We start from the raw sequence: 25,402 nt of genomic DNA, 5'->3' as shown, positions 1-25,402 counted from the left end.
CGCACGGCGAACGGCCGGCGCCGGCGGGTGAGCACCCGCGGCGCCGGCCGTTCGGCGTCCCGGAACGCCGCTCGGGTGGCCGACTCGGGACGGGCTGTGGAGAACTTCCTGCTTCGAGTGGTATCCCCAACTAGGATGACGCGGTGCGCGTCGGCGGTCGCTGGCCCGCGCGGCATCGATCGAAAGGGATGACCATGGCAGTTCGGCAGAGGTTCGTTCGCAGGCGGGGCGTGAAGGTCGCGGGTGGCGCGGGAGTGCTGGCGTTCGCGCTGCTGCTCACGGGCTGCGCCGGTGCCGCCCCATCGGCGGGAGCAGGGTCGGCAGGGCAGACGGCCGCCGCCGACGATGCGACGGCGAGCGAGGCTGCCGCGGCGGGCGAGGGGCGCGACCTCTCGCAGGGCGGCAGCTGCGTCGACGGCGAGGACATCGTGATCGCCGCCGCGGCATCGACGGCGGTCGTCGATGGCCCCTGCGGCACGGTCACGATCACGGGCGCGGACTTCGCCGGCAATATCGACTCCGCCGAGACGGTCGAGATCTCCGGGCCGAACGCCAGCGTCCTCGGCGCCGAGTGGGGCGAGGTGCGGGTGCTCGCCGAGGGGGTGACGCTCAACGTCGACTCGGTGCAGCGTCTCGTCACCGAGGCGGCGGCGACCCATCTCACCAATGTCTCGGCGGGTGAGCTCGTGATCGAGGCCGACGGGGCCACCATCAACGGCGGCGAGGTCGTGCGACTGATGCTCGACGCGAACGACGCCACGGCGGTGCTCACGCGCATCAGCGAAACACTCGAGGTGCACGGCGACCGCAACACGGTCAACTGGAACGAGGGCGTCGAGGCGCCCGCGGCCGACACGGGCGCCGACAACGTCTACACGCGCTAGCGGCGGTCTCGCTGCTCGTCGATCGACCTCAGGTCGATCAGGGTGGGCCGGGAGCCACGCAGATGGTGCTCCCGGCCGCGCCAGCCCCCTGACGCATCCAGCAGGAGAAGCCCCCTTCTCGCTACCGGGCCGCCGCTTCCCCCGAAGCGACTTCGTTAGTGAATCGCATCCCGGCGCTTCGGCCCTGGGCCTTGACAGCGGTGCGCTCGTGTGCCATACGTACGGTCGTGTTTGTCCAATGCCGACAGATACCCTGCAGGCATGAGGTTCTGGCGGGCAGCGGCGATCGCCGCGTTCGGCCTGCTCGCGTTGAGCGGATGCGTCGGCCAGTCCGACGGCGATTCGGAGCGGCCCTCCTTGGCGCCACCGGCCGAGAGTGGGGACGCGAGGGCCGCCACCGCCCCGGCGCAGCTGCGCCCAGCCGAGACCGAGGATCTCGTCGGCCGCTGGGTGGAGCCCGAGCCGCCGAACCCCGGCGCGTTCGTGGCGTTCGCCGACGATGGCACCTGGGAGGCCTCCGACGGGTGCAACGGCGCGATCGGCACCTGGAGCGTCGAAGGCGGCGGCTTCGCGACCGATGGAGAACGGGCGATGACGCTGATCGGCTGCAACAACTCCGTGCTGCCGCTGCCCGTCTGGTCGGCGATCTCTGCCGCGGTCGATCCCGAGGCGCACACGCTCGTGCTCACCGACGCCGATGGCGCGCCCTTCGAGCTCGTGCGAGCCGACGAGACGGAGCGTCAGCTTCGCTGATACCACTCGATCGCGTCCGCCGGCAGGGCGAACGGTCGATCGAGGGGAGCGGATGCCGCCGCCAGGACGCGCTCGACGGCGAAGTCGTGGTCGACGGCCAGCAGGGCGAGCGCGCGCTCCAGGCCCGGCGAGCCGGCGACGGTTGCCCGAGCCCGCGCGAGCGGCACGCTCGGCGGCGCCGGACGCTCCGGCCAGAGCGCCGCGACGAGCGCCCGCACCGGCACCGGCTCACGATGGGCGGCGTGGAACACCGAGTGCGCCGGCCGCGGACCCGTCGCGAGCTCGACGAGCAACGCGCCGAGGGTGCCCGCCTCGATCACCGAGTGCACCGCCGCGCCGCCGTCGACGAGGCCGCCGGCGGCGGCGGTGAGCGCGGCGACACCCGGCCCGACCCAGCGGTCGCCCGCGCCGAGCACGAGATGCGGTCGCACCACGAGCCCGCCGGCGTCGAGCACGATGCGTTCGGCCGCCGCGCGGCTCGCGCTGAGCGTCGAGGCCGGGGCGAGCGGGGCATCCGCCTCGTCGAGTCGGCGGAACGGTCCGCGCCCAGAGACGGCCGCCGTGCTCAGGTACACGACGCGGGCGCCGTTCGCCGTGGCGGCGGCGACCACGTTCGCCGTGCCCTCGACGTTCACCTGCCGGCACAGCTCCACATCGTTCCCCACATGGCTCGCCGCGTGCACCACCGCCGAGGCGCCGGCGAGGGCAACGCCGATCGCCGAGGCATCCCGCACGTCGGCGAGCTCCCGGGTGACCGGGCGCACGGTCCAGCCCGGGAGCCGCCGGGCCGACTCGGCGGCGCGCGAACCGGCGAACCCGCGCGCTCCGAGGACCACGATGGTCGGGCCGAAAGTTCCTGGCATGTTCAGCTCCGTTCTGCCGGGGGCGGTTGACTAGGGTTGACCGCAGCCGAGACGAAGCGGGGTGGAATGGTCCAGCAGGAACGGGCGCGACTGACACGGGCGAAGATCATGCTGGGCGCGGCCGAGGTGATCCGCACCGCGGGGTACGCCAACGCCACGCTCAACGACATCGGCGCCGCAGCCGGCGTCACGAAGGGCGCGCTCTACTTCCACTTCGACTCCAAGGAGGACATCGCCCGGGCGCTCATCGAGGAGCAGCACCGGGTGACCCGCGAGGCGGCGGCCGAGATCCTGCAGCGCGAGCTCACTCCGGTCGAGCACATGCTGCGCCTCTGCATGGACCTCGCCGAACGCCTCACCGTCGACCCCATCGTTCGGGCCGGCATCCGCCTCACCACCGACTCGTCGACCTTCGACACCCCGCTGCTCGACCCGTACCGCGACTGGATGGCGACCTTCGAGGAGCTCGCCCGCCGGGCCGAGGCCGCGGGGGAGACGAACGGACTGATCTCGCCCGAGATCTTCGCGCGCACGCTCATCCCCTCGTACACGGGCGTCCAGCTCGTCTCGGACACCTTCACGGGGCGGGCCGACCTGATCGACCGCATCCACGACCTCTGGCGGGTGCTACTCACCGCCATCATCCCCGCCGAGCAGCTCGCGGCGAAGCTCGCGCTCGCCGACGACGTGTTCACCGTGAAGCCGGCACGCGGGCGGAAGCGAGCGTAGCCTCGCCGCGCATCGCGACGCGCCGCCCCTGCCGGATCTCGACGTCGGCCCGCTCGCCCCGGACCGTCGCGTGGACGGTCGCCGGAGGATCGAACTCGACGATCCGCCGGAAGTCCCCCTCGAACGCGGTGAACTCGAGCTGCGGATCCGCCGTCTCGAGCCGGGCCGCCTGACGGCAGGCTTCGATGAGCGCGGCGCCGGGCGTGTGGTCGAGGAGATGGTCGGAGAAGACCGGATGCCGGCGGTCGACGTCGAGCACGAGGAGGCCGTCGCCCCGCACGAGCAGTACGTCCTGCTCGTCCTGCCGGCCGACCGCCGCCGGAGGCGCGAGCGGGCCGCGGCGGCGCAGCGGCGGCGTGGTGCCCGCGCGTTCGCCGCGCAGTCGGGTGTACGCGGCCGGGGCGACGACGAGGGCGTCGCCGTGCCCGCTCGCGACGGTGCCGCCCGTCGGCTCGGCGATCGAGATCTCGAATCGCGCGCTGCGGAACGCGCCGCCCGGCGTGCGCACGAGGCGGGTCGCCCGCACGGTCGCGTGCAGCTCGGCCGCGGAGCCCGCCCTGGCGGCGAGCGGCCGCCGGAGCAGCGCGAAGCCGAGCCCGGTCATCAGGAAGCGATGGCCGAGCGGCACCCCGAAGCCCTCGTGGCAGGCGAGGATCGTCAGCTGGCGCACGGTCTCGGTGACGAGGGCGGAGCCGGGCAGCTCGGCCTCGAAGTAGCCGTGCCGCCTCGGCCACTGCAGCGCGGCGATGTACTCGTGCTCACCCCAGCGCACGAAGTCGGTGGGCAGCACCTCGCTCGTGGAACTTCGATGGACGAGACGGCGCGGGACCGCTTGGTCGAAGGACAGCACTGGCGCTCCAAGGGATCTGGCTCGGGGTTCACGGGAAACCGGGGAGGCGGTATGCTGATCCTAGTCGGGGGGCTGTGCGCGGGTGCAGGAATCGGGGGATGCCTGTACCCGCGCACTCATCCGCGCGGGGTGAGTCGGCGGGGTTCAGCCCGCGAGGAACGCCGTCACCTCGTCGCGGCTCGGCAGATCCGCGCCCGATCGCGACGCCGTGATGGCCGCGCAGGCCGCGGCGAAGCGCGCCGCGCGGAGCAGTTCGCCCGCGGTGGTCGCGCGCCGTCGCAGTGCGGGCGCGAGGCCCTCGGTGACGAGCGCGAAGAGGAAGCCGGCCATGAACGAGTCACCCGCGCCGACCGTGTCGACGGGCGTGATCGGGAAGGCGGGGAAGTCGAGCACCTCCGAGCCGGCCGCGAGCAGCCCGCCCTCGGCGCCGCGGGTGATCACGGCGACTGCGCCGGTCTCCGCAGCGAGGGCCGCGGCGGACTGCTCGGCGCTGCGCTCCGGGTAGAGCCACGCGGCATCCTCGTCGCTCATCTTCACGAGCTGCGCGACCCGGGCGAACTCGGCGACCCGCACGACGGCGGCGTCGCGCGAGCCGATCAGCGTCGGGCGGACGTTCGCGTCGAAGGAGACGAGCGCGCCCGATGCGGCCTCGGTGACCGCGTCGAGCACGGTCGCCGCGCCGGGCTCCAGGTAGGCGGCGATCGAGCCGGTGTGCACCACGTCGAAGCCGCTCACCTCGGGCCGTGCCGGTCGCCACTCGAGCGCGAACTCGTAGCTCGCCCCGCCGTCGGCGGCGAGCGTCGCCTGCGCCGTCGAGGTGCGGGCGATCGCGCCCAGCGTGCCGGGGGCGAGCGTCACGCCGGATGCCTCGGCGTGCCGTCGCACCATCGCCCCGTGCTCGTCGTCGCCGAGGCAGCTGGCGAGCTGCACCGTCGCGCCGAGCCGGGCGAGGCCGACCGCGACGTTCAGCGGGCTGCCTCCCGGATGCTCGGCGACGCCGCCGGCGCGGTCGTGCACGATGTCGACGAGCGCCTCGCCGATCGACAGGGCGCGCGCCCCCGCTGGCCAGTTCGCTGCGGTCATCTCGGCTCCCGGTGCTCGGTCCTCGGTGCGGTGCGGTGGGTGCGGTGCTCGGCTCGTCAGCCGGAGGCGCGCCGGTTCGGGGCGCCGCGTCGGAATCGGCTGATCCACAGCCCGGGCAGCACCTCCTGGTCGCCCTCGTGCAGCGGCGGGATGCGGTCGTCGCCGATGAGCGCGGCCTCGATCGCGTAGGCGGCGTGCTGGATCGCGAGCAGGCGCGGGGCGAGCTCGTCGAGCTCGGCGGCGCCGAGCTCGCGGACGGTGACGGGCGCGGTCACGCCGGGCGGTCGCCGTTCTCGGCGTCGGCGTCGGCCGCGCCGCGCTCGGATGCCTCGGCCCGGCTCAAGTGGTCGAGCAGCTCGTCCATCGTGGCGAAGGAACGGCTCTCGACGCCGTCGCCGTCGCCAGCGAGCTCGTATTCGTACTCGAACTCCTCGTCGTCCTCGTCGAGCTCGACCTCGGCCACCGCGAGGTCCTCGTCGAGGGCACAGAAGACGGTGACCCCCTGGCCGGGCGCGTCGTACATGAGCACGAGCTTCGCGTCGGGCAGCACGATGACGCCCTCGAGCGCGACCTCGACGGTCTCGCCGTCCTCCACCGCGAGCTCTTCGGCCGCGCGCGCGTCGGCGGCGAGCAGGTGGGACTCGGCGAGCGGGGCGAGGGCGCGCTCCACGAGGGCGCGCATGGCGCCGAGCTCGGCGGTGGTGCCCTCCTCCGGCTCCGAGAGCACGGCGACGACGCGGTCGCCGGGCAGGGTGGCGGTGGCGGTCAGGTCGCCGTCGTCGTCGAGGGTGACGTCGGTGAGTCCGGTCATGGTGGGGCTCCTCAGCTGCGGTGGACAGCATCGATCCTGCCATTCGGGCGCGATCGCCGCCGCATCGGCCGGCGGGCCGGCGAGGCATCCATCCGGTTGTTTTGATTCACTCAAAACAACTTGCTAGGGTCGAGGCATGGAGCTGCACGGCATGGCGACGGACGACGCGGAGCGACTGCGCGCCGCGGGCCTCAAGGTCACCGCGCCGCGCAAGGCCGTGCTCGCCGCGCTCACCGACCACGGCCACCTCGACGCCGACACCGTCTTCGAGCGCGTGCGCGGCGAACTGCCGACGACCTCGCTGCAGGCCGTCTACGGCGTGCTCGCCGCCCTGACCGGCGCGGGCCTGCTGCGCCGCATCGAGCCCGCCGGCTCGCCCGCCCTCTACGAGCGCCGCACGGGCGACAACCACCACCACCTCGTCTGCACGAGGTGCCACACCGTGGCCGACGTCGACTGCGTCGTCGGCCAGCCGCCCTGCCTCGAACCGGCCGACGCCGGCGGCTTCGCCATCCACACCGCCGAGGTCACCTTCTGGGGCCTCTGCGAGTCCTGCAGATCGGAACCGGCGGCGTAGCGCCGCCGGCATCCGACCCACCGCCCCCGCCGGCCCTGCCCGGCGGTGTTCGGCGCGCCCTGCCGCGCCCGCCGCGCCCTGCGCGGCTCGTCACCCATCCGCCCACGAACCGAAGGACGAACGCATGACGAACCCCACCACCACCCAGACCGGCACGCCCGTCGCGAGCGACGCGCACTCGCTCACCGCCGGCCCGGACGGCACGACGGCGCTGCACGACCGCTACCTCGTCGAGAAGCTCGCCCAGTTCAACCGCGAGCGGATCCCGGAGCGCATCGTGCACGCGAAGGGCGGCGGCGCCTTCGGCCGCTTCGAAACCACGCACGACGTCTCGGCGTACACGCGGGCGGCGCTCTTCCAGCCCGGCGTCGAGACCGAGACGCTCATGCGCTTCTCCTCGGTCGCCGGTGAGCAGGGCTCGCCCGACACCTGGCGCGACGTGCGCGGCTTCTCGGTGAAGTTCTACACCATCGAGGGCAACTACGACATCGTCGGCAACAACACCCCGGTGTTCTTCATCCGCGACGGCATCAAGTTCCCCGACTTCATCCACTCGCAGAAGCGCCTGCCGGGCTCCGGCCTCCGCGACGCCGACATGCAGTGGGACTTCTGGACCCTCTCGCCCGAGTCGGCGCACCAGGTCACCTACCTCATGGGCGACCGCGGCCTGCCGAAGTCGTGGCGCGAGATGCCGGGCTTCGGTTCGCACACCTACCAGTGGATCAACGCCGCCGGCGAGCGTTTCTGGGTGAAGTACCACTTCGCGAGCCGCCAGGGCGACCTGCACCTCGACGCCGCCGAGGCCGAGGCCATCGCGGGCGCCGACGCGGACTTCTACCGTCGCGACCTGCACGACGCCATCGCGCGGGGCGAGTTCCCGCAGTGGGACCTCTCGGTGCAGGTGATGCCGTACGAGGACGCGAAGACCTACCGCTTCAACCCCTTCGACCTGACGAAGGTCTGGCCGCACGCGGACTACCCGCTCATCCCGGTCGGCACCCTCACGCTCGACCGCAACCCGCAGAACTTCTTCGCGGAGATCGAGCAGGCGGCGTTCTCGCCCGCGAACACGGTGCCGGGCATCGGGATCAGCCCCGACAAGATGCTCATGGCGCGCGTGTTCAGCTACCCCGACGCGCAGCGCTACCGGGTCGGCACGAACTACGCGCAGCTGCCGGTCAACGCGCCGCACGCGGCGCCCGTGCACAACTACTCGCAGGACGGCGCGCAGCGGCACCACTTCAACGCGCCGACGACGCCGGTGTACGCGCCGAACTCCTTCGGCGGACCCGTCGCCGACGCGCAGCTCGCGGGCGAGGGCTCGTGGGAGTCGGACGGTGAACTCGTGCGCGCCGCGGCGACGCTGCACGCCGAGGACGACGACTTCGGCCAGGCGGGCACGCTCTACCGCGAGGTGTACTCGGCCGACGCGAAGGCGCGCTTCCAGGCGACGCTGCTCGGCCAGGCGCGCGCGATCACGGTCGACGAGGTCCGCGAGCGGTTCTTCCAGTACTGGACGAACGTCGACGCAGAGCTCGGCGCGGCGCTGCGCACCGCCTACGCCGGCTGACGCCCGGCCCAGCCGCGCGCCAGTCCAGGGTTGCCCGACTTTCATGAAAGTCGGGCAACTCGGGACTCAGCCCCAGGGTTGCCCGACGTTCATGAAAGTCGGGCAACCCTGGGGCTTGTGAGATTCGGGGCGGGCGAGTCACCAGCCCGTCGTGAGCACGCGGTCGACGGCGGCGACGAACGCGTCGACGCCCTCGCGGCCGAGGCACATCGGCGGCTTGATCTTCAACACGTTCTGGTGGTCGCCGGTCGGCTGCACGATCACGCCGAGCTCGAGCAGCCGCTCGCAGATCGCCGCCGTCTCCTCGGTCGCGGGCTCGAAGCGGTCGCGGTCCCGCACGAACTCGAGGCCGAGGTAGAAGCCCGAGCCGTGCACCGCGCCGACGAGCGGGTGCCGCTCGCCGAGCTCCGCGAGCCGGTCGCGGAAGTAGCCGCCGACCTCGCGGGCGTTCTGCTGCAGCCCCTCCTCGCGGATCACGTCGAGCACGGTCGAGCCGACGACGCTCGACACGGGGCTGCCGCCGGCCGACGAGAAGAAGTACCCCTGGCTGCGGTAGGCCGCCGCGATCTCCTTCGTCGTGATGACCGCGCCGAGCGGATGGCCGTTGCCGATCGCCTTCGCCACGGCGACGACGTCGGGCACCACGCCCTGCTGCTCGAAGCCCCAGAACCACTCGCCGAGCCGGCCGTAGCCGACCTGCACCTCGTCGGCGACGGCGACGCCGCCGTGCCGCCGCACCGCCTCGTACACCGCGGCGAGGTAGCCGTCGGGCAGGGCGATCCCGCCCGCGTTGCCGTAGTACGTCTCGGCGATGAACGCGCCCGGCGGGGTGCCGGCCGCCGCGAGGCGCTCGACCTCGGCGACGGCCTCGCCCGCGTACCGGGATGCCTCGGCGCCGCGATGCCGCCCCCGGAACGGGTTCGGCGCGTCGACGGTGTGCACCCAGTCGGGGCGGCTCGCGAGCGCGCCCGGGTTGTCGGCGACGGAGGTCGAGACGGCGTCGGAGAGATCGGTCCAGCCGTGGTACGCCTCACGCACGGCGAGGATGTCGCGCCGCCCGGTCGCCGCGCGGGCGAGCCGCAGGGCGAGGTCGACCGCCTCCGAGCCGCTGTTCACGAGGAAGACGGTGTCGAGCGGATCCGGCACGAGCGAGGCGAGCCGCTCGGCGTACTCGACGACGGCGGGGTAGTTGAACCGCGAGTTCGTGTTCAGCAGCTGCCACTGCTCGGTCACCGCCTCGACGAGGCGCGGGTGGGCGTGCCCGATCGAGGTGACGTTGTTCAGGGCGTCGAGGTAGACCCGGCCGTCGGCGTCGACGAGCAGCTCGCGCCAGCCGCGCACGATCGCGGGCGGTTCTTCGAAGTAGTACTCCTGCACCTCGGCGAAGACGGCGTCGCGCCGGGCGATGAGTTCGCGGGCGGCGCGGGTTCCGCTCGGCAGGGCGGCATCGCCAGCCGAGGTGCTCGCGTGCTCCGCGCCCACCAGGAGCGGGCTCGGGTCGGCGACGAGCGCGAGCCAGCCCGCGGCGTCCGCGACCGGCGCGAACCACGGCGGGGTCGCGCCGCCGTCGCGGTGCACGCGCACGGCGAGCTGCGCCTCGGCGCGGCCGATCGCGGCGCCGCGGGCGACGTGGGCGCCGGCGCCCGGCTCGGCGGCGCCCGCGGGGGCGGATGCCTCGGCTCCGTCGAGGCGCAGCACGAGCCCGTCACCGCGCAGTTCGAGTCCGTCCTCCCCGGCGGTCACGATCCCGGGCCAGGGCGCGAGCAGCTCGACCGGGCGGGCGAGGGCGAGCTCCACGCCGAGGGCGACGTTCGCCGGGGCTTCCTGCGCGAAGGGCGTCGAGCGGGTGAGCCGCGCCTCGCCGAAGCGGGTCGCGGCCACGGCGGCGCCGGCGGCGAGCGCCGCGCGGGCGGCGGCGGCCTCGGCATCCGGCTCGAGCCAGCGTCCCCCGTGCAGTGCGGGGCTCGTCGTGCCGAGCTCGACGTGAGCGAGCTCCTCCGGGCGGACGCCGCCGAGCAGCGGGCCGTGCGCGGGCAGCGCGAGCGTCTCGGGCTCGTGCCCGGTCGCCGCGAGCACGAGGGCCGTCTGCACGGCGAGCGGGACGGCGGTGGCGGCGCCGAGGATCGCGAGTTCGTGGCCGAGGTTCTCGGCGGCGTAGGCGTTGCCCGGGTCGGTCGCGACGACGTGGTGCCCGCTCGCGACGAGCACGGCGGCGCGCAGCACGACGAGCGGCCAGAGCGCCTCGGCCTCGGCGCGGGAGAGCGGGCGCAGCCGGTGGTAGGCGGTCGCCGCGCGGAGGGCGGCGCGGCGGTCGACGCCGTCGTGGTGCAGCAGCGAGGAGAGGGTGATCGCGAGCTCGCCGACGGTCCACCCGCGGTTGAGGTCGCCGAGGTCGATGACGCCGTCCGGTCGCCGGGTGAGCGGGTCGCTCCAGACCACATTGTCGTCGGTGAGGTCGCCGTGCACGGCCTGCACCGGCAGCTCTGGGGCGAGCCGCTCGACGACGGCCCAGGCCTCGCGCGCGGCCGCGGAGATCCGCTCGCGCAGCGCGGCGTCGCCGACGTAGGGCAGCAGCGCGTCGAGCACGGCGGGCGCCCGGCGGAGGTCCCACTGGTGCGGCCGCTCGACGCCGGGGGCCTCGAAGTCCGCGAGGGCGAGATCGACGCGGGCCGCCAGCTCGCCGATGCCGCGCACGACGGCGGGGGAGAGGTGCCCGCTGCCCGAGAGCGTGCCGCCGTCGAGGAACTCGAGCACGCGGGCGCCGAGTCGCTGCCCGCCCGCCTCGATCTCGCGCACCGTCGCGGCACCGGGCTCCGCGGCCCCAGCGGCCTCAGCGGCCCCCGCCGGCGCGAGGCTGCGCGGGGTGCGCAGGCCGGGCGCGCGCTCGGCGATCCGTGCGGCGGCGGCCGACTGCGCCTCGAGCTCGGCGCTCGTCGTGCCGGGGTTCGCGATCTTCAGCAGCACGGGCGGCTCGTCGCCGCGCTCGAGGAGGAAGTTGCGGTCCTGGTGGCTGCCGAGGGCGCGGGCGGTGGCGCGCAGGCCGAACGCGTCGCGGGCGATGCGCTCGGCGTCGGCGGCGGAGAGCTCGGGCGGGGTGGGCTGCACGAGCTCGAGCTCGGAGGGCAGGGGGAGCGTGGGCATGATCGGTCCTTCGGGGTGCGCGGGCGGCGGATGGGTCGGTGCGGAGCGAGCGGCAGCGGGCTCAGTCCCCGGGGTCGAACACCAGATCGCTCGTCGGGGCGGAGCAGCAGACGAGCACGCTGCCCGCGGGCGGTGGCGTGAGCGGCTCGCTCAGGTACTCGACGGTGCCACTCGTGAGCTTCCGCACGCAGGTGCCGCAGACGCCGACGCGGCAGCCGCTCGTCCAGTCGATGCCGATGCCCTCGACGGCGTCGAGCACCGAGCCCGACTCGGGGCGCCAGTCGAGCTCGTCCTCGCCGACGGTGATGCGGTGCGGACCGCTCGTCGAGGGCTCCCGCGGCTCGGCGAGCTCGGCGGAGCTGGGGGAGAAGAACACCTCGGCCTGCACCTGTTCCGGGTGGACGCCGAGTGCCGCGAGCTGTGCCCGGACGTCGGCGGTGAAGGTGCCGGGGCCGCAGGCGTAGACGTCGAGCCGGTCGAGGTCGAGCTCTGCGAGGATCGCGCCGAACGTCGCCGCGTTCGGCCGCGCGCTCGCGGCGCCGAGGCGTTCGGCCCCGTCGGGGTCACGGGTGAGGTGCAGGGATGCCTCGGCGTCGGGCAGGGCTGCGACGGCGTCCCGCACCTCGTCCCAGAGGGCGACGGAGGCGGCGTCCCGCTCGCTGTGCACGATGCGCACCCGACCGGTGCCGGGCGCGGCGAGCCGGGCGCGCAGCATCGCGGCCGTCGGGGTGATGCCGGCGCCCGCGCTCACGAGCAGGAGGTCGCGGGAGGCGTCCTCCTCGAGCACGACGTCGCCGAAGGGGCCGCTGACCACGAGCTCGCCGCCGGATTCCAGCTGCTCGTGCAGCGCCGTGGAGATGCGGCCGTCGCGCTTGACGCTGATGCGGAACCGGCCCGCCGGGCCCGACTCGCTCGCGCTGTCGTCGGTCGCGGAGATCGTGTAGCAGCGCCAGTTCGGCGCCGCGGCGCCGGGGGCGTGGATGCGCACGTGCTGACCGGGCCGGGCGCGCGGCAGGAGGCCGAGCGGGTCGTCGAACCAGAAGCTCGTGACCGCCGCCGACTCCCGGCGGCGTTCGACGACGCGTCCGGTGCGCGGCCAGCCGTGCTCGGCCCCGGGGAGCGGCGTGCGCTCGTCGAGGGGCTCGATCCGGTCGCCTGGCGAGATGCGGCCGGGCTCGACGACCCGGGCGTAGACGCCGCAGAACATGTGGCCGAAGCGGCTTGCGAGGAGGGCCGGCACGTTGAGATCCGAGACCGCGTCGAGCGGGTTGATGGTGGTGGCTCGGCAGCGGTCGGTCGGCTGGAACACCTCGAGCACCGCCCCGCCGAGTCGCACCCGGCGGCCGAGGAGCGCGAGCTCGCCCCAGGCGGGGAGGCCGCCGAGGTACAGGTTGCCGCGGAAGCGCCGCGGGTCGACCGGCTCGCCGGCCGCCTCGGCGAGCGCCTCGAGCGTCGCCAGGTTGATGATCGAGAGGTGGGCGGCGGGCCAGTCCCAGAGCCCGGCGGCCGCGGTGCGGACGAGCGTCGGCGGACCGAGCGGGCCGGCGGGCAGCGTCGCGCGGAGCAGCGCGTCGGCGTCGGCCGCGTCGAGCGACGGCCCGGCGAGGCGCACCCGGGCGACGGCGTCGTCCGCGCGGAGGGTGAGCACCGGGTCGTCGCCGTCGGCGCCGTCGAGTGCGGTGCGGATGCGGGCGATCGACTCGTACTTGGCGAGGTGGAAGTACGTCTCCCTGGGCTGCCAGGCGGCGCGGTCGGCCGGCACGACGGTGCCGTTCTCGACGGCGTGCCCGCGGTCCCAGCGCAGGCCGCGACCCGGGCGGAGCTCGGCCCCGTCGGTCTCGGGCACGCCGGGCAGGCCCTTCACGGGGTAGCGCACGATGCGCTCCAGGTGAGCGGGTGCCATGGCGCCTCCTTCAGCGCGATCGCATCGTCGGGGCGATCCGGTGCCGGATCGATCCGGCATTGGCAGTGAGACTAGCGGGCCGCGCGAAGCCCGTCAACGCTGCCGGAACGATCCGGAGGCTGAGATCACGGGGATGTCTCGATTCTGGAAAAGCTGCGCGCGAGGTCTTGACGGGGCATCCGATCGGGGCTAGCTTTCCAACACGCCGGAACGATCCGGCATCCGTGGCCACACCAGGAACCCCTTGCTCCACCCCTCCGATCACGGGCCCCCGCCCACGAACCCAAGGGAGTCGACAACGATGCGACACGCGTTCCCCCTCATCGGCGGCCTCGCCGCCGCCACCCTGCTCCTCACCGGCTGTACCGGCGAACCAGCCGGCAACGGCGACGACGCCGCAGCCGAGGTCGCCCCCGGCTTCCTCGCGGTCGCCGACGAGTCGATCGCCTCGAGCGGCACCTTCCGCGCCTACCTCGACTACGACACCGTCGAGCCGAACGGCCTCGACCCCCGCACGGCCGACACCGCCCGCTCCTGGACGATCATGGGCCTCGCCTACGAGACGCTCGTGAACATCGACGAGAACTTCGAGTTCACTCCCGGCCTCGCCGAGTCCTGGGACGAGGTCAGCCCCACCGAGTACGTCTTCCACCTCCGCGACGACGCCGTCTTCTCGAACGGCCGGCCGATGACCGCCGAGGATGTGAAGGGCAGCATCGAACTCCTGCTCGAGACCGGCTCCGCGTGGTCGCTGCAGCTCGGCCCGATCGAGTCCGTCGAGGTCACCGGCGACCTCGAGGTCACGGTGAAGCTCTCCGCCCCGTACACCGCCCTCCTCGGCGCCCTCGCGAACACCCCCGCCGCGATCCTCCCCGTGCAGGAGGTGCGAGACGGCACCGTCGACCTGAAGACCGAGATGGTCGGCACCGGCCCCTTCGTGCCCACCGCGCACGTGCAGGACGAGTCCTGGAGCTTCGAGCAGAACCCGCACTACCACGGCCTCGACGAGCTCGGCATCGACGCCGTCGAGCTCGAGATCGTGCCCGACGAGGCCAACCGCCTCGCCGCCATCCGCGACGGCAGCGCCCAGTACGTGTTCTTCAACAACGCCGACGCCCTCGACCTCCTCGCCGGGACCCCCGAGGCCAAGGTCGTGAACCAGCAGAACACCGACTTCTACTACGTCATCCTGAACTCGACGAACCCGGACTCGCCGCTCGCCGACGAGCGGGTGCGCTTCGCGGTGAACGCCGCGATCGACCGCGCGCAGCTGTCCGACCTCACGCTCGCCGGCCACGGCCTCGCCACCGGCGTCTCGCCCGTGTCGCTGCCCGGCGCCTGCGACCCCGAGGAGCTGCCGAGCCAGCAGCTGAGCGACGAGGAGATCACGAAGCTCCTCGCCGACGCCGGTGCCGAGAACATCACGCTGTCGCTGCAGACCTGGAACTCGGAGAGCGCCCCCGGCAAGATCGCCCAGGTCATCCAGCAGCAGCTCGAGCCCTTCGGCGTCACCGTCGACATCGAGATCGTCGACGACGCCACCTACGGGGCCACCTTCTACGGCTCGGAGGAGACCGCCGGCGCCGACATCGGCGTCAGCTGGTACGCCGGCTACGGCGACGCCGCGATGGTCTCGCGCTGGTGGAACACCGACCAGGCCGGCTTCACCGCGCGCTTCATGCAGGGCTCGCCCGAGCTCAACCAGCTCGTGGTCGACGCCAGCGAGGAGCCCGCCGGCGAGGGACGCGACGCGACGCTCACGAAGCTCTGCGCCGCGGTCGACGAGGGCGCCGAGCAGGTGCCGCTGATGACCCGCCCCGGCGTCATCGCCTACCGCGACGACCTGATCAGCCCCACGATCAACTCCAACGAGGGCTACGGCGACATCTTCCGCTACGTCACGGACTTCCGTCTGAAGAGCGAGGGCTAACGGCACCATGCGCCTGCTCCACTGGCTCCCGGGGAGGCTCCTCAGCGCGATCGTCGTGCTGCTCGGGGCATCCATCCTGATCTTCGCCGCGGTCAGGAGCCTCCCCGGCGACTTCGCCCAGATCGTGCTCGGCCCGCTCTCGAACGAGGAGCAGCGCGAGCAGCTGCGGCAGAGCTTCGGCTTCGACCGCTCGCTGCCCGAGCAGTACCTGCTCTGGCTCGGCAACGCGGCGCGAGGCGACTTCGGGCTCTCGCTCGCGAGCCAGCAGCCGGTGCTCGACGAGCTCGCCTCCCGGCTGCCGGTCACCGCGCTGCTGGCCGGGATGGCGATGCTCGTCACGATCGCGATCGGCATCCCGCTCGGCGTCTACGCGGGCACGCACGCCTCGACCGGCCGCGGCAGCGCAGCCGCCAGGATCGTCTCGACGATCGGCATCAGCTTCCCGGAGTTCGTGCTCGGCTGCCTCGTCGTGTTCCTCTTCTCCCGCTTCGACCTGGGGCTCTCGGTCGGCGCGTTCACCTCGCCGACGACGGACTTCGGCCGCGGCGTGGTCTCGCTGCTGCTGCCGGCGCTCGTGCTCTCGGTGTTCTGCGTCGCGGCCACCGCGCGCACCACCCGGGACGCGGTGATCGGGGTGCTCGTCGAGCCGCACATCGCCGCCTCGGTGGCGCGCGGCGAGCCGAAGGGCTTCATCATCCGCCACCACGTGCTGCGGAACGCGCTGATCCCCGTGCTCACCCTCACCGCGACGATCACGGCCTACCTCCTCGGCGGGGCCGTCATCGTCGAGCGGGTGTTCAACGTGCCGGGCATCGGCTCCTACCTCGTGCTCGCGCTCGATCGGCGCGACTACACCGTGATCCAGGCGGGCGTGCTCCTCGCGACCGCCGTGTTCGTGATCGCGAGCCTGTTGATCGACGTGCTCACCGGCCTCGTCGACCCGCGGGTGAGCGTCGCGAAGAAGGGACGGAGCGCATGACCGCCGTCATCCGGGTCGAGGGGCGACGGCGCAGCGTGCTGCGCCGCGCCTGGGACTACCTCGCCTCCTTCGACGGGCTCGCGAAGACCGCGATGTGGACGCTCGCCGTGCTGTTCACGGCGGCGCTGCTCGGCCGGCTCTTCGGCCTCGGCGGCAGCCCGACCGCGATCGTCGGGCCGCGGCTCGCCCCGCCCTCGCTCGCCTACCCGGCCGGCACCGACAGCCTCGGCCGCTCGCTGCTGCCCCGGCTGCTCGAGGGCGTCATGACGACGCTGCTGCTCTCCGCGGTGGCCGTGCTGCTGACCGCCGTCATCGCGACGCTCTGCGGCATCATCGCCGGCTACCGGGGCGGCCGCACGGGCGGGCTGATCATGCGCGTCGGCGACATCCTCTACGCCTTCCCCGCGATCGTGCTCGCGATCCTCGTCGCCGCGGTCGTCGGCCCCGGCTACATCGCCGCGCTCTGCAGCATCGTGCTCGTCACGGTGCCGCTCATGACGCGGATGGTCGGGCAGGCGACGAGGCTCGTCGCGCAACGCGACTTCATCACCTCGGCCGTCATCAGCGGGGTGTCGACGCCCGTCATCATGACCCGCCACGTGCTGCGGAACATCTCGGGCACGATCGCCGTGCAGGGCACCTACGCGCTGTCGGTCGCGATCCTCGTCGAGGGCGGCCTGAGCTTCCTCGGCTACGGCGTGCAGCTGCCGGGCTCGAGCCTCGGCCTCCTCGTGCAGGAGGGCACCCTCTACATGGTGAAGGCGCCGTGGCTGATCCTGCTGCCTGGGCTCATCCTCGTGCTCGCCATCCTCGCCATCAACCTCATCGGCGACAGCCTGCGCGACCGATTCGAACCGAGAGAGGCGAGGTCCCTCGAATGAGCGCCATCCTCGACATCCAGGACGTCGCGGTCGAGTACTCGACCGGCGGCACCATCGTGCGCGCCCTCGACGGCGCGAGCCTCGCGGTCCGCGCGGGCGAGACCGTCGGCCTCGTCGGCGAGTCCGGCTCGGGCAAATCGACCCTCGGCTCGCTCGTCGGCCGGCTGCTGCCCGGCAACGCCCGCTACCCGGAGGGCCGCGTGCTCGTCGACGGGCACGACGTGCTGCGGCTCGGCGTGAAGGAGCTGCGCACCCTCCGCCGGGAGCAGCTCGGCTTCATCCCGCAGGACCCGATCTCGGCGCTCGACCCGACCATGCGGATCGGCCGCCAGCTCGAGCTCGCGCTGCGCGGGCTGCCGAACGACCGCGCCGCGCTCGTCGGGCACCTCGAGCGGGTGCGGATGCGGGAGCCCGAGCGGGTGCTGCGGCTCTTCCCGCACGAGATCTCCGGCGGGATGGCCCAGCGCATCGTGATCGCGATGACGATGGCGCGCTCGCCGCGCATCCTGATCGCCGACGAGCCGACCGCGGCGCTCGATTCGAACGTGCGCAGCGAGGTGACGAAGCTCGTCTTCGGCCTCGCCCGCGACGCCGGCACCACGGTGCTGTGGCTCAGCCACGACCTGCGCAGCGTCGGCCGCTGGTGCGAGCGGGTCGCGGTGATGTACGCGGGCCGCGTCGTCGAGGACGGCCCGGCCGAGCAGGTGCTCGGCTCGCCGACGCACCCCTACACCGTCGCGCTCGCCGCGGCGGACCCGGCCGGCGTGCAGCCGGGCGAGCGGATCGAGACGAGCTCGGTCGACGTCGCCGCGCTCGCGGCGAGCTTCCGCGACGAGGAGGAGGTGGTGGCCCGATGAGCGAGACGATCCTCGAGCTCGACCGCGTCACGACGGTGTTCCGCACCGGCTGGGGGCGCGGCCGCAGCGAGCTCGTCGCCATGCGCGAGGTCAGCCTCGACGTGCGGGCCGGCGAGACGCTCGGCCTGGTCGGCGAGTCCGGCTCGGGCAAGAGCACCACGGCGAGCGTGGCCCTCGGGCTGCGCGAGCCGACGAGCGGCACGGTGCGGTTCCTCGGCGAGCCCATCGGCGGGCCGAAGCAGCGCCGGGCCCGCCGCGGCCTCATCCAGACCGTGCCGCAGAACCCGCACTGGTCGCTCGATCCGCGGATGCCCGTCGGCCTCTCGGTCGCGGAGCCGCTCGCCGCGCTCGACGGCTCGCGCCTCACGGCGCACGCCGAGCGGGTCACCGAGCTGCTCCGGCAGGTGCGGCTCGACCCCGCCCTCGCGGGGCGCTACCCGCACGAGCTCTCGGGCGGGCAGCGGCAGCGCATCGCGATCGCCCGGGCGCTCGTGACGAACCCGCGCTTCATCGTCTTCGACGAAGCGGTGAGCGCGCTCGACGTCTCGGTGCAGGCGCAGATCCTGAACCTCATCATCGACCTGCAGGCGCAGCACGGCTTCGGCGCCCTGTTCATCTCGCACGACCTCGCGGCCGTGCGCTACCTCGCCCACCGGATCGCGGTGATGCGGCTCGGCGAGATCGTCGAGCTCGCCGACACCGCCCGCTTCTACGAGACCCCCGAACACGAATACTCCCGCCAACTCCTGGAGGCACTGTGACCGACCCCTCAGCCACCGCGATCCCGCCGCGGCTCGCCGGACTGCCCAGCTGGGGCCCCCGGCCCACGAACCGCGACGTCGAGCTCGTGCCGAGCACCGACTGGTCGGGCGACGTCGTCACGTACGACTTCCCCGGCGTCGAGGTCGGCGTCGCCACCTACGAGAACGGCCCGACCGGCTGCACCGTGCTGCACATCCCGGCGGGGGCCCGGCTCGCGATCGACGCGCGCGGCGGCGCGATCGGCATGAGCAACGGCTTCGAGTACTTCGCCCACGCGATCTGCCTCACCGGCGGCTCGGTGTACGGCCTCTCCGCCGGCTCGGGCGTCGCCGACGAGCTCCGCGCCCGCGGCGGCAACCGCGGCGGCGTCGACGACCTGCAGCTCGTCTCGACCGCGGTCATCTACGACTACTCGGCGCGCGAGACGGCGATCCACCCGGATGCCGCGCTCGGGCGGGCCGCGATCCGCGCCGCCGAGCACGGCCGCGTCCCCGTGGGCCGGGTCGGCGCCGGCGCCACCGCCTCGGCGGGCAAGATCGACTACGCCCGCACCGAGCTCACCGGCCAGGGCGCCGCCTTCGCCCGAGCGGGCGACGTGCGCGTGCTCGTCGTGACCGTGCCGAACCCGGTCGGCGTCATCGTCGACCGTGACGGCGAGGTCGTGCGCGGCAACTACGACGCCGAGCGCGGAGAGCGCCGCCGCCTCGAGGGCGACTACGTCGCGGCGATCGAGCGGGCGCAGCAGCCGCGGGCCGAGCGCGGCAACACGACGATCACCGCGGTGATCACGAACGTGCGACTGAGCGACCGCGAGCTCATCCACTTCGGCAGGCAGGTGCACTCCTCGATGAACCGGGCCATCCAGCCCTTCCACACCGCACTCGACGGCGACACCCTGTTCGCGCTCACGACCGACGAGGTCGACCTCAATCCGAGCGTCCCCGCCGAGGACGACGACGCCCCGGTCAACTCGATCGCGATCGGCGCGCTCGCCTCCGAGCTCGCCTGGGACGCCGTGCTCGAGGCGGCCCGATGAGCGCCGCAGCGCCCGCGCCGACCGGCCGGACCACCGCCCCCGCCACCAGCACCGCCACGGAAGGATCCGACGTGCCGTTCATCGACCCCGCCGCGAGCGACGCCGGCCGCGCAGCGCCGCACCGGCTCACGCCGCCGCCCTACTGGGGCGACCGCGTCGGCAACGACGACGTCGAGCTCGTGCCGAGCCACGGCGTCGGCCGCGGCCTCGTCGCCTTCGACTTCCCCGGCGTCGCCGTCGGCACCGCCGAGTACGCGAACGGTCCGACCGGCGCGACGGTGATCACGATCGCGAACGGGGCACGGACCTCGGTCGACGCCCGGGGAGGCGCGATCGGCATCATCGGCCGCTACGAGGAGTTCAACCACGCGATCTGCTTCGCGGGCGGCTCGTCCTACGGGCTCGCCGCCGCCACGGGCGTCGACGAGGAGCTGCTCGTGCGCGAGCAGGGCCGGGTCGGCTGGCAGGATCTGCGCTCCGCCTCCGGCGCGGTCATCTACGACCTGGGGGCGCGCGACACCGGCATCGTGCCCGACGCGGCGCTCGGCCGGGCCGCGCTCGAGGCCGCCCGCCCCGACGCGATCCCGGTCGGCCGGGTCGGCGCGGGCATTGCCGCCTCGGCGGGCAAGATCGACCTCTCCCGCTGCGAGTTCACGGGGCAGGGCGCCGCCTTCCGGCAGATCGGGGACATCCGCATCCTCGTCGTCACGATCGTGAACCCGGTCGGGGTCATCGTCGACCGCGACGGCCGGATCGTCCGCGGCAACTACGACCCGGAGACGGGCGAGCGGCGCCTGCCCGTCGTGGACTACGAGGCGGCCCTGCTCGCGGGCGAGCAGCCCGTGACGGCGGCCGGCAACACGACGATCACCGCGGTCGTCACGAACGTGAAGCTCGACGACAAGGAGCTGCGGCTCTTCGGCCGCCAGGTGCACAGCTCGATGCACCGGGCCATCCAGCCGTTCCACACCAACCACGACGGCGACACGCTCTTCGCGCTCACCACCGACGAGATCGCGCTGCCGCCCGCCGGCAGCACCCGCCTCGGCGAGCAGGCGGTCAACTCGATCGCGCTCGCGGCCGTGGCCTCCGAGCTCGCCTGGGACGCCGTGCTCGAGGCCGGCCGATGACCCGAGCGACGACCAGCACCACCCCGTTCGCGGCGCGCCGCGAGGAAGGACCGACCAGATGACCGTCCGCCGCTTCGAGACCGACGAGCTCGACCCCTACCAGCGCGGGCTCGCCCTCGGCCGCTTCGGCGCCGAGGAGATCGCGTGGAACGCGCGCGGCTACGCCGAGCTGTTCGACGTCGTCGGCGTCGCCGCCGACGACCTCCCCGGCATCGGCCGGCAGGCGATCGAGCGCACCGAGGAGTGGGCGCCCGAACTCGCCGCCGAGCTCCGCGGCCTCGCCGACGGTGCTGGGCTCGAGCACTGGCAGCTCGGCGTGCTCAACGCGCGCACCGAGATCCTCGCGACGGTCGGCGCGATCGGCGAGGGCGAGTGCTCCACGGTCGTCACGCTGCCGGCGGATGCCGCGCCGCGCACCGTGCAGACCTGGGACTGGCACGACGTCTCGAACGACCACACCCTCGTCGTGCGGGCCCGGGTGTGCCCCGACCACGAGGTGCGCTACTTCACCGAGTTCGGCATCCTCGGCAAGATCGGCCTGAACAGCGCCGGGATCGGCGTGCACTTCAACATCCTGAACCACGCGGGCGACGGGGAGGGCATCGGCGTCCCCGTGCACGTCGTCGCCCGCGCGGTGCTCGACCGGGCCCGGACCCTGGACGAGGCCGTCGCGATCGCGTCCTCCGCCGCGGTCAGCGCCTCGACGGTGCTCACGATCGTCGCGTACACCGACGGCGTCGCCGACGCGGTCTGCGTCGAGCTGAGCCCCGGCGGCACGGCCGTCGTGCGGCCGAACGACGACGGGCTGCTCGTGCACACGAACCACTTCCTCGACGAGGCGCTCGCGGGCGGCGAACTGTCGCCCGCCACCGCGAGCAGCTACCCCCGCCTGGAGCACCTGCTCGCGCGCGCGCCGCTGTTCCGCTCGGACGACCCCGTCGAGCGGGCGGTCGGGATGCTCGTGCACGACGCCGACGGGGCGCCGGTGTGCTGCCACCCCGACCCCGAGCTCGCCTTCGAGCACCGCTGGCAGACGCTGCTGACCATCTCGCTCGACCTCGAGGCCGGCCGGCTGCAGTTCCACGAGGGCGGGCCCTGCCGCGTCGAGCGCGCGAGCTGGCAGGTGTTCTGAGCGGGGAGGGTCTGGCACAATGGCGGGGACTCGGGGAGGGCACGTGACGCCGGCGACGATCGTGGACGTGGCGCGAGCCGCGGGGGTGTCGAAGACGACCGCGTCCGACGCCCTGCGCGGGCACGGACGCGTCTCTGACGCGACCCGCGAGGCCGTGCTGCGGGCGGCATCCGAGCTCGGCTACGCCATCAACCGCTCCGCGCGCTCGCTGCGCACCGCGACGACCGGGGCGATCGGGCTGTACATCCCGCAGGTGGTCTTCCGCAGCGAGCACTACCTCTCCTTCGTCTACGGCGTCGTCGACGTCGCGGCCGGCTTCGACTACGACGTCACCGTGATCGTGGCCGGCGAGGAGGCACGGCCGAACTACGCCCCGCACGTCGACGGCCTCGTCATGATCGACCCCGCCGAGGGCGACGCCATGGTCGAGCGGCTGCTCGCCATGGGGCTGCCCGTGGTCTCCTCCGAGCGCTTCCCGAGCGGACAGCAGCCGACCGGCGTGGTCTGGTCGGATCACGGCGCGTACACGAGAGTGCTGCTCGATCACCTCGCCGAGCGCGGCGCGCACCGCCCGGCCCTGCTCGCCTCGGCCACGGTCTCCGACTGGTCGATCGGCATCCAGGAGTCGTACCTCGCCTGGTGCCGCGACCACGGCGTCGATCCCGCGGTCGCGGTCGCCACCTTCGGCACGGATGCCTCGCAGGCGCAGGCCGAGGCCGCCGCGCTGCTCGAGCGCGAGCCCGACGTCGACGCGCTCATCGGTGCGAGCGACGGCTTCGCCGCGGCCGTCGCCCCCGTCGTCACCGCCGCGGGCCGGGTGATCGGCGAGGACCTGCTGCTCGCCTCCTGCGTCGACAACAGCGCGCTGCGCGCCATGCACCCCTCGGTCACGGCGATCGACACGAAGGGCGGTGAGGCCGGCGCCGAGTGCGCACGGCTGCTGTTCCGGCTGCTGAGCGGAGAGACCGAGCGGGGCACCTCGATCGAGCTGCCCCTCGAGCTGCACGTGCGCGAGTCCACCCAGGGTCGCTCGCGGGGCTGAGGGCCGCCGCGTAGCGTGGGGGCATGACCTCCGCAGCCGTTCCGTCCCCGGCCGAGCTCCTCGGCCTCGCCCGCGACATCGCGGTCCGCGCCGGCGAACAGGCGCTCGCCGCCCGCCGGGAAGGGGTGAGCGTCGCCGCGACGAAGTCGACCCCGCTCGACATCGTGACCGCGGTCGACCGCGACACCGAGGCGCTCATCCGAGAGCTCATCGCCGAGGAGCGCCCGGACGACGGCGTCTTCGGCGAGGAGGACGCGGCGCGCATCGGCACGAGCGGGCTCGAGTGGATCGTCGACCCCATCGACGGCACGGTGAACTTCCTCTACGGCATCCCGAACTGGGCGATCAGCATCGCCGTGGTCTCCGGCGGTGCCGACCCGGCCGAGTGGACCGCGCTCGCCGGCGTCGTCGTGAACCCCGTCTCCGGCGAGCTCTTCGAGGCGAGCAAGGACGGCGGCGCCCGCCTCGCCGGCGCCGAGCTGCGCGTGAACGACCCCGTGCCGCTGTCGCGCGCGCTCATCGGCACCGGCTTCGGCTATGCGGCCGAGGTGCGCCGGGCCCAGGGCGCCGTCGCGGCGGCGCTCCTGCCCGACATCCGCGACCTGCGCCGCCTCGGTTCGGCCGCCCTCGACCTCTGCGCGCTCGCGGCCGGCCGGCTCGACGGCTTCTACGAGACCGGGTTGAACCCGTGGGACCACGCCGCCGGGGCCCTCATCGCGCGCGAGGCGGGTGCGCTCGTCACTGGGCCGGACGGCGGACCGGAGTCGAGCGAGCTGCTCGTCGCGGCCGGCCCGGCGCTCGCGCCGGAGCTGCGCGCGGCGCTGACGGCGGCCGGGCTGCCCGCCTGAGCGGCGGGCCCGGGACCGCTCTCACGGCGCGTCGCCCGGAACGGCGGGGATGCCGACCGGACCGGCCGCCGGATGGGTGGCGCGATCGGCGTGCCCGGGGTAGCCTTTACCAATCTGTTACCCGAGTCCCGCTCGGAATGACGGCCCCTACGTCCGCCCCCAACGCCGAAAGCCCCTACGTGCTCGAGTCCCCCCTCGTGCCCGACGGTTCCACGCCAGGCACTCAGACCCCTTCGCGGTCTGAACGACCCCTGACCCGTCGAGAGCTTCGCGAACGGGAGCGCGCCGCCGAGCTGGCCGCCACCCCCACGACTCCCGCTCCCGCCGTCGTCGAGGAGCCCACCGGCGTCGAGCTGTTCGACGCCATCATCTCGGGCGAGCCCGTTCCGGTCGAGGCCGTCGTCGCCGCCGCCGAGGCCGCGCCGGCCCAGGTCGAGCCGCACCCCGCCGCCCGCATCGCCGAGGCCCTGCCCGCGCCGGCCGAAGCGCAGCTCGCCGCCGCGGTCCCCGCCATCCCGGCGCCCAGCCCCGAGGCGCAGCTCAGCCGCCGCGCCCGGCTGCGCGAGGAGGCGCCGCAGGCGCGCTCGCGCCGCCTCGCGAAGCAGCCCGTGCCGACGAAGCAGACCCACCCGGCGACGGCGCCCGTCGCCGGCCGGCCGGCGCGTTCCGCGAACGCCGCCTTCGCCGGCACCGCGCCCGCCCGCGCGCGCCGCAGCGGCGCCAAGCTCACGAGCCTCGTCGCGATGAGCTTCGCCGCGCTGCTCGCCGTCGCGACCTCCGTGCCCTCGCTGTCGCTGCTGAGCTCCGACGACGTGCAGGCCATGGCGCTCACCGGCACCGACTCCGGCCGCGAGGCGGGGCAGACGCTCGACACCAGCGGCGACGCGATCGCGGCCACCCCCGAGCTCGGCCTCGAGTCCTACAAGTCGCAGTCGATCGCCGAGTACGCCGCCGCGGCCGGCATCCGCCCCGAGGCGACCTTCACGAACAACCCGAACGGCACGATCCAGTGGCCCTTCGCGGTCGGCGTGCACATCGGTGACCGCTTCGGCTACCGCGACTGCGCCGGCTGCTCGAGCGACCACCACGGCCAGGACTTCAACCCGGGCCTCGGCGCCGACATCCAGGCCATCGCCGACGGGGTCGTCTCCCAGTCGACCGATGAGGGCGGCTCGCTCGGCACGGTGGTCATGATCGACCACGTCATCAACGGCCAGACCATCACGAGCGTCTACGCGCACATGATCGAGGGCTCCCGCACCGTCGAGATCGGCGACACCGTGCACGTCGGCCAGGTCATCGGCGAGACCGGCAACACCGGCATGTCGACGGGGCCTCACCTGCACTTCGAGATCCGCATCGGCGGCATCAACGGCACCTGGGTCGACCCGCTCGAGTGGCTCTACGCCAACACGAACTGATCGGGCCGGCCGGCTGATCGGCTGACCGCCCGGTTGGGAACTGCCCGGCTGTGGGCTGCCCGGCTGTGCGCTGCCCGGCCGGGGCCGCTGCGCCGACCCCGGGGCCGGCGCAGCGCGGGTTCAGTGGGTGAGCCAGACGGTGGTGTCGGCGGGCAGGATGCCTGGGGCCATGTCGCCGGAGGCGAGCAGTGGCTGCGTGGCGGCGGCTGCGGTGTGCTCG

The 25,402-nt window shown here is 73.8% G+C and carries 23 protein-coding genes; 16 read left to right on the top strand and 7 right to left on the bottom strand.

Translation table 11 applies throughout. The annotated features are described in order from the left end of the window. Nucleotides 1-230 precede the first annotated feature (230 nt). On the top strand, nt 231-884 hold the full coding sequence (locus ACFWE1_RS16420) for a hypothetical protein (RefSeq protein ID WP_376934479.1): 654 nt from the start codon (nt 231-233) through the stop codon (nt 882-884). 261 nt (nt 885-1,145) lie between these two features. Further along, the gene (locus ACFWE1_RS16415) at nt 1,146-1,637 is read left to right on the top strand and encodes an META domain-containing protein (RefSeq protein ID WP_376934478.1); all 492 of its coding nucleotides are present in this window, start codon (nt 1,146-1,148) and stop codon (nt 1,635-1,637) included. On the opposite strand, the gene ACFWE1_RS16410 is transcribed toward ACFWE1_RS16415, so the two are convergent. After that, on the bottom strand, nt 1,625-2,500 hold the full coding sequence (locus ACFWE1_RS16410; protein ID WP_376934477.1) for an NAD-dependent epimerase/dehydratase family protein: 876 nt from the start codon (nt 2,498-2,500) through the stop codon (nt 1,625-1,627). The genes ACFWE1_RS16415 and ACFWE1_RS16410 overlap by 13 nt on opposite strands. A 66-nt stretch (nt 2,501-2,566) precedes the next feature. Here ACFWE1_RS16410 and ACFWE1_RS16405 point away from each other — a divergent pair, with 66 nt between their 5' ends. After that, complete coding sequence (locus tag ACFWE1_RS16405; RefSeq protein ID WP_376934476.1) at nt 2,567-3,229, top strand: ScbR family autoregulator-binding transcription factor; 663 nt, start codon at nt 2,567-2,569, stop codon at nt 3,227-3,229. Here ACFWE1_RS16405 and ACFWE1_RS16400 read toward each other — a convergent pair. The 4 genes from ACFWE1_RS16400 to ACFWE1_RS16385 all read right to left on the bottom strand — a co-directional run bounded on the left by ACFWE1_RS16400 (nt 3,192) and on the right by ACFWE1_RS16385 (nt 5,973). Next, entirely contained in the window at nt 3,192-4,079 is an 888-nt protein-coding gene (locus ACFWE1_RS16400) for a ScbA/BarX family gamma-butyrolactone biosynthesis protein (protein ID WP_376934475.1), read from the bottom strand. The genes ACFWE1_RS16405 and ACFWE1_RS16400 overlap by 38 nt on opposite strands. Nucleotides 4,080-4,223: 144 nt before the next feature. Beyond that, a complete protein-coding gene (locus ACFWE1_RS16395) occupies nt 4,224-5,162 on the bottom strand; it encodes a carbohydrate kinase (protein ID WP_376934474.1) in 939 nt (312 codons plus the stop codon). A 56-nt stretch (nt 5,163-5,218) separates the two neighbouring features. After that, the gene (locus ACFWE1_RS16390) at nt 5,219-5,437 is read right to left on the bottom strand and encodes a hypothetical protein (protein WP_376934473.1); all 219 of its coding nucleotides are present in this window, start codon (nt 5,435-5,437) and stop codon (nt 5,219-5,221) included. Further along, nucleotides 5,434-5,973 (bottom strand): hypothetical protein, encoded by a 540-nt coding sequence (locus ACFWE1_RS16385; RefSeq protein WP_376934472.1) that lies wholly within the window; start codon nt 5,971-5,973, stop codon nt 5,434-5,436. The genes ACFWE1_RS16390 and ACFWE1_RS16385 overlap by 4 nt, the downstream gene beginning before the upstream one ends. 136 nt (nt 5,974-6,109) lie before the next feature. Between ACFWE1_RS16385 and ACFWE1_RS16380 the strand changes: the two genes are divergently transcribed. Together ACFWE1_RS16380 and ACFWE1_RS16375 are read left to right on the top strand one after the other, a co-directional pair. Continuing rightward, the gene (locus ACFWE1_RS16380; RefSeq protein ID WP_376934471.1) at nt 6,110-6,550 is read left to right on the top strand and encodes a Fur family transcriptional regulator; all 441 of its coding nucleotides are present in this window, start codon (nt 6,110-6,112) and stop codon (nt 6,548-6,550) included. Between the two features lie 124 nt (nt 6,551-6,674). Beyond that, complete coding sequence (locus tag ACFWE1_RS16375) at nt 6,675-8,120, top strand: catalase (protein WP_376934470.1); 1,446 nt, start codon at nt 6,675-6,677, stop codon at nt 8,118-8,120. Between the two features lie 138 nt (nt 8,121-8,258). Here the strand turns inward: ACFWE1_RS16375 and ACFWE1_RS16370 are convergent, their stop codons facing one another. Next, nucleotides 8,259-11,261 carry an aminotransferase gene (locus ACFWE1_RS16370; RefSeq protein ID WP_376934469.1) on the bottom strand — a complete coding sequence of 1,001 codons (3,003 nt, stop codon included), beginning with the start codon at nt 11,259-11,261 and terminating at the stop codon, nt 8,259-8,261. Between the two features lie 61 nt (nt 11,262-11,322). Next, a complete protein-coding gene (locus ACFWE1_RS16365) occupies nt 11,323-13,164 on the bottom strand; it encodes an MOSC domain-containing protein (protein WP_376934468.1) in 1,842 nt (613 codons plus the stop codon). Between the two features lie 301 nt (nt 13,165-13,465). Between ACFWE1_RS16365 and ACFWE1_RS16360 the strand changes: the two genes are divergently transcribed. The 11 genes from ACFWE1_RS16360 to ACFWE1_RS16310 all read left to right on the top strand — a co-directional run bounded on the left by ACFWE1_RS16360 (nt 13,466) and on the right by ACFWE1_RS16310 (nt 25,182). Beyond that, nucleotides 13,466-15,094, top strand: a complete 1,629-nt coding sequence (locus ACFWE1_RS16360) for an ABC transporter substrate-binding protein (RefSeq protein ID WP_376934467.1) — start codon at nt 13,466-13,468, stop codon at nt 15,092-15,094. Nucleotides 15,095-15,101: 7 nt separating this feature from the next. Further along, a complete protein-coding gene (locus tag ACFWE1_RS16355) occupies nt 15,102-16,073 on the top strand; it encodes an ABC transporter permease (RefSeq protein ID WP_376934466.1) in 972 nt (323 codons plus the stop codon). Continuing rightward, nucleotides 16,070-16,954: an ABC transporter permease gene (locus ACFWE1_RS16350; RefSeq protein WP_189085560.1), complete on the top strand. Its 885-nt coding sequence runs from the start codon at nt 16,070-16,072 to the stop codon at nt 16,952-16,954. The genes ACFWE1_RS16355 and ACFWE1_RS16350 overlap by 4 nt, the downstream gene beginning before the upstream one ends. After that, complete coding sequence (locus ACFWE1_RS16345; protein ID WP_376934465.1) at nt 16,951-17,811, top strand: ABC transporter ATP-binding protein; 861 nt, start codon at nt 16,951-16,953, stop codon at nt 17,809-17,811. The genes ACFWE1_RS16350 and ACFWE1_RS16345 overlap by 4 nt, the downstream gene beginning before the upstream one ends. Continuing rightward, entirely contained in the window at nt 17,808-18,572 is a 765-nt protein-coding gene (locus ACFWE1_RS16340) for an ATP-binding cassette domain-containing protein (RefSeq protein ID WP_376934464.1), read from the top strand. The genes ACFWE1_RS16345 and ACFWE1_RS16340 overlap by 4 nt, the downstream gene beginning before the upstream one ends. Next, nucleotides 18,569-19,609: a P1 family peptidase gene (locus tag ACFWE1_RS16335; protein ID WP_376934463.1), complete on the top strand. Its 1,041-nt coding sequence runs from the start codon at nt 18,569-18,571 to the stop codon at nt 19,607-19,609. The genes ACFWE1_RS16340 and ACFWE1_RS16335 overlap by 4 nt, the downstream gene beginning before the upstream one ends. Beyond that, nucleotides 19,606-20,739 carry a P1 family peptidase gene (locus ACFWE1_RS16330; protein ID WP_376934462.1) on the top strand — a complete coding sequence of 378 codons (1,134 nt, stop codon included), beginning with the start codon at nt 19,606-19,608 and terminating at the stop codon, nt 20,737-20,739. The genes ACFWE1_RS16335 and ACFWE1_RS16330 overlap by 4 nt, the downstream gene beginning before the upstream one ends. 58 nt (nt 20,740-20,797) lie before the next feature. After that, nucleotides 20,798-21,871: a C45 family autoproteolytic acyltransferase/hydolase gene (locus ACFWE1_RS16325; protein WP_376934461.1), complete on the top strand. Its 1,074-nt coding sequence runs from the start codon at nt 20,798-20,800 to the stop codon at nt 21,869-21,871. Nucleotides 21,872-21,914: 43 nt separating this feature from the next. Continuing rightward, the gene (locus tag ACFWE1_RS16320) at nt 21,915-22,913 is read left to right on the top strand and encodes a LacI family DNA-binding transcriptional regulator (protein WP_376934460.1); all 999 of its coding nucleotides are present in this window, start codon (nt 21,915-21,917) and stop codon (nt 22,911-22,913) included. Between the two features lie 23 nt (nt 22,914-22,936). Continuing rightward, nucleotides 22,937-23,761: an inositol monophosphatase family protein gene (locus ACFWE1_RS16315; protein ID WP_376934459.1), complete on the top strand. Its 825-nt coding sequence runs from the start codon at nt 22,937-22,939 to the stop codon at nt 23,759-23,761. Nucleotides 23,762-23,940: 179 nt separating this feature from the next. Next, a complete protein-coding gene (locus ACFWE1_RS16310) occupies nt 23,941-25,182 on the top strand; it encodes a M23 family metallopeptidase (RefSeq protein ID WP_376934458.1) in 1,242 nt (413 codons plus the stop codon). Nucleotides 25,183-25,402 lie beyond the last annotated feature (220 nt).

The sequence above is a fragment of the Agromyces sp. NPDC060279 genome (assembly GCF_042726785.1).
In the GTDB taxonomy this organism is placed as follows: Bacteria; Actinomycetota; Actinomycetes; order Actinomycetales; family Microbacteriaceae; genus Agromyces.
Note: the sequence above shows the minus strand (reverse complement) of the source record. Positions and strands in the feature narration are given on the sequence as shown.